Genomic DNA, 10,701 nt, shown 5'->3' with positions numbered 1-10,701 from the left:
ATTACACGAAAATATTATTATGGAAATGGGTGCCCTAGCCCCGATAGAAGTGGAAATCCTTTTGTGCCGGGGTTCGGCATAAAAGATTGAAACGTATAGCGGGATTAGCTCCTGAAAAAAACTACTATGAACTTATATCACTTTATAAGATAAAGAAATCACTTATATGGTGAAAAGTTTATAAAGAAATCTCTCCGCGTAAAGCAGTTTCAAAGACATTCTTAAATTCTTCTTTAGGAATATTGTGCCCCAACAAATACATTAGTTTTGTAATTGCGGCTTCGGTTGTAATGTCTTTTCCTGAAATAACTCCAAGAGATTTTAAGACAGTACTGGTTTCGTATTGCCCCATATTGACACTTCCGCCGGAGCATTGTGTTACATTTACAATATGCAAACCAGACTGAATTGCTTTCTGAATTAAATTCAAAAACCAATCTTCTGTTGGTGCATTTCCTGAACCATACGTTTCTAGAACAATTCCTCGTAAATCTTTAATTGCGAGAATTGACGATAAAACAATTTCGCTCATTCCCGGAAACATTTTTATGATGGCAACATGATTGTCTAACTTTTTATGAACGATCAATTTTGCATCTGTTTTTACAGGAAGAAATAAATGTGTGTTTAATTTTAAATGTACGCCAGATTCCACCAATTCAGGATAATTTGGTGCTGTAAAGGCTTTAAAATGTTCTGCATTTACTTTTGAAGTTCGGTTTCCTCGGTACAATTTATATTCAAAATACAAACAAACTTCGGTGATTACCGGTTTTCCGTTTTCCTGAAGCGAAGCAATCTGAATTGCTGTAATCAGGTTTTCTTTAGCATCGGTACGTAAATCACCAATAGGCAATTGAGAACCTGTAAACACTACTGGTTTTGCTAAATTCTCTAACATAAAACTCAATGCCGAAGCCGAATACGACATCGTATCTGAACCATGAAGTACTACAAATCCGTCGTAAGCAGCGTAGTTTTCTTCAATGATTGTCGCAATTTTTGTCCATTCTCCAGGATTCATATTTGAAGAATCGATTGGATTTTCGAACGAAACCGATTCAATCTCACAATCTAGTTGCTTGATTTCGGGAATCTTTTGCAATAATTTACTAAAGTTGAACGCTTTGAGTGCGCCTGTTTCAAAATCCTTACTCATACCAATAGTTCCACCGGTATAAATCAGCAATATTTTAGCTTTAGATGACATCTTGGTATTTTAATTTATTGACAACTGGATTTGCATACATACACAGAAATCCTTGTCTTGTAACTGGGTTATCACTTCCGATACGCATTTCTAAACGACGCTCAAACAACGATTTCTCATTTTCTTTATACAAATGAGCAAATCGATCTGTTTCGTTTAAGATGTCGTATGCAATAAAATTAGTTGGCCATAATTGGTAATTCTTCAAAATCGAATCGTCGATTACTTGTGCCAAAGCCTGAACTTGTTTGTTGGCATTGTCATTTTCGGCAACAATCTGATCAATTTCGGTATCCAGAACATCTCCAACCGAAATGTGTATTCTCTTCTTAGTTCCCATGATACCACTTATGATGGTCATGAAATCTTCGTTTTTATCTTTAACGTAAACCTCATTGTTTGCTTCTGCCATTAATTGTGGCATTTTTAAAACATCTGTAGGATCATATTCGTATGAAATTGAAACCGGAACGATCTTTAGTTTCTTAAAATAATCCATCAAATTTGGCTCGTCAGAACCCATTCCGATCATTTTTAAAACACCCGGATTGGTCTCGTCATTTCCATCTTTGGTACGTCCTTCTCTTTGAGCAATCCAAACCGAACGATTTTCGCGAAGCAATAATTGTCCCATATATTCGGCAAGCAATTTAGAGCTTTGCAACATTTCTCTTGGCGTTAAACCTCTTAAAACCAAAAAGTTCCTGTTTAGTTTTGCCAATGTGCTCAGGAATGCTTTTTTAACCAAATTATCACCAATTGCAGATGCCGTCATAACTAAACCATGTTCAAACAAACAAACATTTAGTAATGTTGTATCTAAAAGAATATCTCTGTGATTGGAGATAAACAAATAAGAAGTGTTTTTTTCCAGTTTCTCAAAACCCGAAGTGGTAAGACCTTCAGAGCTTTTCTCTAAAACCCTTTGTATAGTATTATAAATAAAGTTGCATTGAAAATCACGAATCGAATGTGTTTTCTTAAGTTGCTCTTTCCAAACCTCATCTTCTACTTCCGGAAAAGTAAAGTTCATCATGGTTTTCATCATCGGATGATTGACAACATCATGAAGTGCTTCATTTATTTCGGAATCATAAAACGGTCGAATGGCATCAAATTTCTGCATTATAAATATCTATTTTAGTGGGCAAATGAACAAAAAAAAAATCAAAGTATTGTAAGGTATGGGTTAAATCCCAAAAACGTCTTTTGAATTTTGTGTCGTAATTGTCGTAATTTCCTCTTCAGAAACATCATAAATATCGGCTAATTTGCTAATAACATTTACTAAATAACTGCTTTCATTGCGTTTACCACGATACGGAGTTGGCGCTAAATAAGGAGAATCTGTCTCCAAAACAATATGTTTTAGATCGATTTGATTTAAAAACTGATCAATTTTTCCGTTTTTAAACGTCACTACTCCACCAATTCCTAACTTCATATTGTAAGAAATCGCCTGAAGTGCCTGCTCATGTGTTCCGGAAAAACAATGAAAGATTCCAAACAAATCATCTGATTTCTCTTCTTCCAGAACTTCAAAAATTTCATCAAAAGCTTCACGGCAATGAATCACAATTGGTAATTTGTATTGTTTTGCTAACTGAATTTGTCGCTTAAAAGCAATTTGCTGTTCTTTAAGATGTGTTTTATCCCAATACAAATCAATTCCGATTTCGCCAACGGCATAAAACTTTCTTTTTGCCAATTCGGTTTCTACGTGTTTCAACTCTTCTTCGTAATTATCTTTCACGTAAGTGGGATGTAAACCCATCATTAAAAACACATAATCAGGATAATTTTGTTCTAAATCGTACATCGATTGTGTTGCAGCGGCATCAATCGCAGGGATAAAAAAACGTGTTACTCCGGCATTTATAGCGCGTTGCATCATTTCGTCACGATCCTGGTCAAATTCTTCTGAATATAAATGTGTGTGCGTATCGGTAATTATAAGTGTTGAATTCAATTGTTGTAATTTTTAAAGGGTCAAAATTACGATAATATTAAAAACTTTCCCAATTTGAATGTGATGGCACGCGGATGACACGGATTCACTTCGTGAAAACGCAGATTTGCACGGATTTTTTTCTATCATTTTTATCAGGCTGAGCGAAGTCAAAACTGTCAGGCTGAGCGGAGTCGAAGCCCCACAACGTGATTATCTAATACTAAAAAAACCTTTGTCAAAGTTTTAAACTTTGACAAAGGTTTGGGCACATGTTTGCGTACGGGTTTTATCCCCAAAAAAAATCCGTGCAAATCTGCGTTTTCATGAAGTGAATCCGTGTCATCAGCGTGCCATTTAAATGAATGCTAATACTAAGCTCCAGTTTCAATAAACTTTAAAGCACGATCCAGAACTTCATCTTTTCCTTCCTGAATTCCTTTTATCGTTGGTTTTACTTCTATATCAGGAACTATTCCTATTCTTTGAGTTTCTCGTCTGTCTGGATAAAACACTCCGATTCCTGAGAATAGCGTATGAAATCCTTCAAAATCAAATTCGGAAACATTACCATCTGCGCCAGCAGTCTGGCTTCCTATAATAGTTGTGTTACCAGCCGTTTGAAAACACATTGCTGTCCATTCTGACTGGCTTACAGACTTTTCGTCTAGTAACACAATAACCTTTCCTTTATAATTATTCTCGTTATCAACCCCACCTTTACTGTCTCCGCTCCATATAAATCTTCCCGGATAACTTAACACTGGACGTGTGTAAACTGCAAATACCTTTTCATGAGCATTTAAAAACTTTGATATTTCTTTGAAAGTCCCGTTTGGGTAATTTCTCATATCAAAAATAATTGCTTTGGTAGATTTTAAAGTTTCTATCATATCAGGAATATGTCTAACTTTTATAACTCCCATATCAACATACCCAATATTATGATCTAAAAGTTTAAATTTTTCCTTCTTTTTCTGTGCTCCTTTCTTAAACTCGTTTCTGTGAGAATCATGATAATCAAACCACGTCATTGTTTTTGTAATATACTTACCATCTTTAAAAAACTCAACTTTTACAGTATCCGAATAGCTAAATAAAATTCTCTTAACCAATTTATCTAAATATTTAGGCTCATTAGAAGCACAAATCAAATCTCTATTTTCTAAAATTAGCTCCTTTATTGTTTTATCATTAATTTTAGTAATTACCTCTCCAACTTTTATATCATCTGCCTGAGCTAAACTGTCACCTAAAATTTCTGTAACCACAAGTTTCTCATCAATTATCTTCCCATCGGCAGGAAAAAATCTCTTACTTTTAGGTTCTGTTGATGACGGATATATAAAAAACTCTGTATGGCTGTCATCAAGTCTGGATACTAATTTTTGCATTGCTAAGTAAAAATCGTCGTGATTCTCCGCTTTTACCACCAGAGGAATAATTTTTTCTAAAGTTGTATCCCATTTCTGATCCATTTGATATTTATCAGGGAAAAAGTACTCTACTAAATTCCAGTACATAAATATCATTCGAAGTTTTGAATTCTTATTTGTAAAGTCCGGATTTTTATAACTTTCGTTTTTCAAATTAACATTGCCAACATGTTCTGCTCCCTCAATATAAAACTGTTCCCCCTGAAATCTATTGTCTTCTATAAATTTCAATTTCTTAGAAAGTTTTTTTGAGAACAGCTTATTATTAAACCAGCTTAAATCGAAATTCTTATCAAAAAATTCAACCTCTTTTGGAGTCGAAATTGGTGCTATTTCTTTTATTGGACCAAGATCGTCGATCCAGTTTTCGAGAATTAAGGAGAATTCTTTTTGAGTTTCTGCTTTTTCGATTTTAGGTAAAACATCCAGAAGTTGTTTGTCCCAGTTAAAGTCGCCGTTGGCTACTTTTGGATGATAATATTTCAGGAAACCCCAGACTTTGCAAGTTGCGGCAAGTTTTTCGGTTTCGGTAATTTTGGCTTGGCCAAAGGTAATTTGTGAAAGAACTAAGAGAAAAAAAAGGGCAGTTTTTTTCATTCAATAAAGGTTAGAATTGTAAAATGGTTTTGGTTAATTTTTATAAAATTAAAATCGAATTTAGAACTAAAATCCTAAATTAAATTACGGGTTTACGTAAAAATGAATTTTGCTGCTAAATGGTACGCGGATTTAACGGGTTCACTTCGTGAAAACGCGGATAAAAACAGATTTTTTAATTGTTATTTAAAACAACCTTTGTCAAAGTTTAAAACTTTGACAAAGGTCTGAACATAAAAAAATTCGCAAAGTATTTTAACTCTTTGCGAATCTCTGTGTAATTCTTTGTGTATCTCTATGGAAGACCTAATCTAATTCGTCCAGAAGATCCTGAACATCGTCATAATTTTCATAATCTTCAGATATAGTCCCCAAAATTTCTTTACATCCTTTATAATCTTTTTGTTTTAATTTAGATAAAGCAAGATTCCATTTTGCTTTGTCTTTATAGACAGAAGTTCCGGATATCAATTCATTAAAAACTGTTTCAGCTTTTTTGTACTGACTTTCTTCTAATAAAGAAACCCCATAAAAATATTGAACTTCAGGCGTTTTCTTTTCTTTTAAAATTGCTTCAAAAAGCGGAATTGCTTCTGCATATTGTCTTTCATTAAAAGCTGCTTGTGCTTGTTGCAAATTCTCTTGTTCTTTTCCTCTCTCGGTAAAAGAAGCTTGCTCAGGATGATTATAATCTTCAAAAGTTGGATTCTGATTATAGTTAAAAAAGAACAATCCAAATAAAATTATCACAGAAGCCGCTGCCGCAAAATACCAGCCATTTAGCCCTATAACTTTTGGTTTACTGGTATTGAAATGTTTATCTGAAATGGTTTTTAAATTTGCTTTAAACGCCTCTCTTTCTTCTTCATATCCAAATTTATTTTCCAGTTGAGCATGCAGATTTTTGAAAGTCTCAAATTCCGTTGCCATTTTGGGATCCTGAGATAATTGTTTTTCAAAACTAGTTCTTTCATCAACCGTTAGTTCGCCTTGAAGATATTGATCGAATAATATATAGCGTTCTTCATTCATGACTAATTATTTTTTAGAGATTTAAAATTTTTGGCTTCCTGAATCCACTGTGTTAATTGACCAACGCATAACGATTTTTTCTTGCGAACATAGCCGTACGTTACGTTTAGTTTCTCGGCAACTTCTTCCATTGATTTAATGGTAAAACTCAACTTTAATAATTCCTGACATTTCTCGCCCAGTTTCTGGAACATCGTGTCAAAAAGCTGTTGTTTTTCGTCAAATTCTTCTGTTTGCCCAATTAATTCCAGTGCAGATTCATTCATAGATACCGCATCTTCATTTATTGTTACCCCTTTATTTGATGTTTTTTTGAGTTCGTTGAGCCATTTTCTTTTACACAATAAAAAAAAGTAAGCATCAAACGGACAAGTCAATTGTAGTGTATTGGCTTTTGCCTGATTAAAAAGTAAAATCATGACTTCCTGAACCACATCCTGCGCATGCTCTTTATCGCCAGAATTGTTCATAATGAACATAACGACCTTAGGAACAAATTTTTTGTAAATCGTCTGAATGATTGCCGAGTCATTTGCAGCAAGTCCTTCAATATACATTTGATCAGGATGAATTTTAGTTTGACTCATAAAAAAACATTTTGTTAGCTAATTTAAGAAAAAGAATCTGAAATAAATTTTAAACAATGGGGTAACAATTATAAAATCAAGTTGATATAAATCAAAACAATATTTTTTTCGCAGAATTATTATTGATAGAAATAGCACACAGATTAAACGGATCAAACAGATTGACACAGATTTTTTTTGATTCTTTAATTTAAAATTCGTGCTGATTCGTGCAATTCGTGGCGGAAAAACCATCAAAATTTAAGAGAAATGGAAACGTATCAATTTACAAACGAGAAAACTTTAGATCAGTTCAACGAAATGATTGCTGCCAAAAAACGCAATGGTTTTATCATCATTGAACACAATGAGAAATTACCTTATGTGGTTTTATCCAAAGAAAAAAAAGCCATTAACCATTTCCTTCATCTCTTTCTTACTTGTATCACATTCGGGCTTTGGGCAATTGTTTGGGTTTATTTAATCGTTACGCTTTCGCGGAAAAAAAACATTCTTGTTGCCGTAGACGAAGACGGAAACTTGTTTGAAGACAAATGCCTTTCAGCATAAATTAAAAAAAATAAAAATCAGGGGTAACAATTTTAGAAACCAGTTGATATAGCATTATAAAATACGTTCAAAAAAAATAATTTCAAAAACAAGGGTAACAATATCAAACCCTAATTGATATAACAACATAAAACTATAATTAACAACCAAATCTGAAAAACCACTTGATAATAATCAGGACAGATTTATAAAAACTAGAAATCATGAACACACACTTTAAGAAAATCGGACTTTTATTTTTATTAGTGATCACTTTTGCAAGTTGCAGTACAAGCGACGAAGGTGACAACAATCTTGTTTTGCCTCCAACCGCAGCAGCATTTAAAAGCATCAGCTCAAAAGGAGTGACGAAAATCACTCAAAAATTTACCATTACAGCAGGAACTGGTGTTGTAACGATAACATCTGCAAAAGGAGTAAAACTAAACATCAATGGAGATTGTTTGACTAAAAATGGAGTTGCTGTAACCGGAGCTGTTGATATCGAATACATCGAACTTTTTGACAAAGGAACGATGTTGGTTACCAACAAACCAACAATGGGAGTTACAGCTGACGGCAAGAAAAACTTGCTGATTTCTGGTGGAGAATTTTTCATCAAAGCTACACAAGGCGGAGTTGAACTTAAAACGTCTTGTTATATGAATATGATCGTTCCGGCAAGTTTAACCGATGGTGTAGACAATACGATGACTTTATGGAATGGGGTAATTAATGACAAAGGCGAACTTGCCTGGGAACAACCTAAACCAAATGCTGACGGAACTGGCGGAAAAGGTGGTGTACAAGGTGAAGGAAACAACTACTATGTAACTTTTGGAAACTTTGGATGGACAAATGTTGACCGTTTTTACAGTGATCCAAGACCAAAAACAACACTTCTTGTTGATGCTCCTGATGGTTATGATAACGAAAACAGCGCCGTTTATCTGTCTTATGATGGCGAAGGAACAAATGCACTTGCTAAATTAGACACTTATACGCCTGCCGGATTATTTAGCGAACATTACGGTCAAATCCCGATTGGTTTAGCTTGTCATGTGATTTTTGTGACCGAAGATAATGGACAATGGCGCTATGCGATCAAAGCTGTAACCGTTGCTGCCAACGATGTTTACACCTTTACTCTTGCCGAAACAACAGTCGGCACCGAAGCTCAACTGGTAGCGGCAATCAATGCTATTCAGTAACTTACAAAATACTTTTAAGAAAAAGTGGTGATTTGCTCATCACTTTTTTTTACATTTAATCAAGTTTTCAAATTTATTCTGATGATTTTCAGAAGCTAATCCTGCTATTCGTTGCAATCTTTTATGCCTCCCGATGGCTATCGGGACCGGCACAAAAGGATTTCCACTACTATCAGGGCTAAAAAACCTCTAGTTATGAAACCACTATCATCTATCTTCTTTCTTCTTTTATCTATATTCTCTTTCTCACAAACCAAAGTAAAAGACACCATAACCCGAAGAGCCAATATTGGTTTTATCCAAAACGGAAACGTTGTTACTTACAAACCGGAAACTCCGTCATTAATTCCGATTGCGGGCGCGCCAAAACCAAGTTATTCTTATTTATGGGAACTTGGAGACGGACATTATAGCAAAGAAGCCGAACCCAAACATGTCTATAAAAACAAAGGGACTTATAATACCAGACTTGCCGTAACCAACAATTACGACAACGGAAAACCTCCTGCAACACGACCAAAAAAAGTTGTCATAAACGACATTACCGATACCAATTATAAAGACATTGCCTCAATCGAAGATCAAAACGGATTTGCGATCTTAAAAAACTGTGATCCCATTCCGGATCAGGAAATGGTAGTCGTAGTAAGTTATCAAAATCTGGAAAACTATGTTTCAAGCGGAAAGCTTTATCTTTTTTATAATGAGAAACAATTTAAAAGCAACAACTTCGAATTAGTCGATTTTAGAACTTATGCAAATGAGCGCGAAATACAAGAAAAAACCGTTGCTTCTGTAGACGATTTAGACAATACAAAATCATATTTGGCTTCTGCCGAAAACAATTTTAAGACCAAAAAATACAGAAATACAACTACCGAAGAAGATCTTGACGCATCGTTATTAGAAGCTAATAAATTATATCATAATGTGTCTGTTCTGGAATTTGACGATGCAAACCCTACTGAAACCCGAAATGTATTTTATACTTTTAAAACTACTCCGGAAATGATCAAAGATACCAGCGCGACAGTTACAATGCGTGGTATTTTTGTCCCGAACAGAAGTTACAAAAACCATAAAATAAAAAACTTAGAAATGGAAATCGTAACTTCTCACGATCCCAACAAAATGGGCTCAAACGGAAGTTTTATCAATTATCGATTGGTTCGTTTTAAACGAGTGAATTTTAAAACACGTTTTCAGAACAATGGCGAAGGTCCGGCAAGAATGATCAGGCTTGAAACTGATATTCCGGATATGTTTGACAAAAAAACATTTCAGGTAGAAGATATGTATCCTAAATGTCCAATTTGTCCAAAAGGCGAAGAACCAACCGTAAGTTGTCTCGATACCATTATCAAACAAAAACAGATTTTCTTTACGTTCAAAAACATTTATTTACCCGGAAGCGAACAAAAAAATGTACACGAAAAAGACAGCACAAAAGGTTTTGTCAAATACTCCATGAAATTTAATGAAGACTTTCATAAAGTAAAAACCAGAAGCCGCACTGCCATTATCTTTGATAAAAACGAACCTATAATTACCAATTATGCCACTACCCGATTTTTACCCGGAATCTCAATTGGTGTCAAAGCGGGGTATAATCTTTATCCTGATTTAGAAAAATCGACAAGTTATTTTGTAGGTGCAACGATTTCGCCTTTTAAATCATATCGTTTTTATTGGCAAGCCGAATGGTTAAATGCTTTAAATAAATACGAAAGTGGAGCAACTGTAGTCGATCAGACTGTGGTGAACCTAAATGGGGTAAAACAATTTCAGCGTACCACAACGACAACGGAAAACAAAAATGTAAACTGGGAAATTCCTATTTTACTGCGATACAACATTAATACCTATATTGGAATTGGCGCGGGGATTCAGGCGAATTTTGATGTTTCATCCGAACAAACCAAAACCCGAAAAATTGAAAGTTTTGAAGGTGGAACGGATCAGTTTTTATTAGACACGAGAATAGAGTCAAACTCGGTTAAAAACTCATTTGGCAATTTAAAAACAGGCCTTTTATTTGATTTAACAGCTGGTTTTGCCAGAATTGGTCCAAGTTTAGGCGCTCGTTATGTGATTAATTTCGAACAGAATTTTAACTATTTCCAGTTTTATGGAATCTGGAAGTTTTAGGACT

General features: G+C 34.5%; 9 protein-coding genes. 3 read left to right on the top strand and 6 right to left on the bottom strand.

Features of this window, described 5'->3' with window-relative positions; translation table 11 throughout:
- Positions 1-178 precede the first annotated feature (178 nt).
- The 6 genes from LPB88_RS07865 to LPB88_RS07840 form a co-directional block, all read right to left on the bottom strand.
- Positions 179-1,210: an asparaginase gene (locus tag LPB88_RS07865; RefSeq protein WP_230714295.1), complete on the bottom strand. Its 1,032-nt coding sequence runs from the start codon at positions 1,208-1,210 to the stop codon at positions 179-181.
- On the bottom strand, positions 1,200-2,336 hold the full coding sequence (locus LPB88_RS07860; RefSeq protein WP_230714293.1) for a 1-acyl-sn-glycerol-3-phosphate acyltransferase: 1,137 nt from the start codon (positions 2,334-2,336) through the stop codon (positions 1,200-1,202). The genes LPB88_RS07865 and LPB88_RS07860 overlap by 11 nt, the downstream gene beginning before the upstream one ends.
- Before the next feature lie 63 nt (positions 2,337-2,399).
- Entirely contained in the window at positions 2,400-3,179 is a 780-nt protein-coding gene (locus tag LPB88_RS07855; protein ID WP_230714291.1) for a TatD family hydrolase, read from the bottom strand.
- A 353-nt stretch (positions 3,180-3,532) separates the two neighbouring features.
- Entirely contained in the window at positions 3,533-5,191 is a 1,659-nt protein-coding gene (locus LPB88_RS07850; protein ID WP_230714288.1) for a S41 family peptidase, read from the bottom strand.
- Between the two features lie 306 nt (positions 5,192-5,497).
- Positions 5,498-6,223, bottom strand: coding sequence for a tetratricopeptide repeat protein (locus tag LPB88_RS07845; RefSeq protein WP_230714287.1), 726 nt, complete (start codon positions 6,221-6,223; stop codon positions 5,498-5,500).
- Positions 6,224-6,225: 2 nt separating this feature from the next.
- Positions 6,226-6,810: an RNA polymerase sigma factor gene (locus LPB88_RS07840; RefSeq protein WP_230714285.1), complete on the bottom strand. Its 585-nt coding sequence runs from the start codon at positions 6,808-6,810 to the stop codon at positions 6,226-6,228.
- Positions 6,811-7,059: 249 nt separating this feature from the next.
- Here LPB88_RS07840 and LPB88_RS07835 point away from each other — a divergent pair, with 249 nt between their 5' ends.
- From LPB88_RS07835 to LPB88_RS07825, 3 genes are all read left to right on the top strand, one after another.
- Positions 7,060-7,359 carry a hypothetical protein gene (locus LPB88_RS07835; RefSeq protein ID WP_230714283.1) on the top strand — a complete coding sequence of 100 codons (300 nt, stop codon included), beginning with the start codon at positions 7,060-7,062 and terminating at the stop codon, positions 7,357-7,359.
- 203 nt (positions 7,360-7,562) lie between these two features.
- Positions 7,563-8,549 (top strand): hypothetical protein, encoded by a 987-nt coding sequence (locus tag LPB88_RS07830; protein WP_230714281.1) that lies wholly within the window; start codon positions 7,563-7,565, stop codon positions 8,547-8,549.
- 195 nt (positions 8,550-8,744) lie between these two features.
- Entirely contained in the window at positions 8,745-10,697 is a 1,953-nt protein-coding gene (locus LPB88_RS07825) for a PKD domain-containing protein (protein WP_230714279.1), read from the top strand.
- Positions 10,698-10,701 lie beyond the last annotated feature (4 nt).

This window comes from Flavobacterium sp. JAS (assembly GCF_020991455.1).
Taxonomy (GTDB): Bacteria; Bacteroidota; Bacteroidia; order Flavobacteriales; family Flavobacteriaceae; genus Flavobacterium.
The sequence above is the reverse complement of the archived record's forward strand: the minus strand, read 5'-3'. Positions and strand labels throughout refer to the sequence as shown.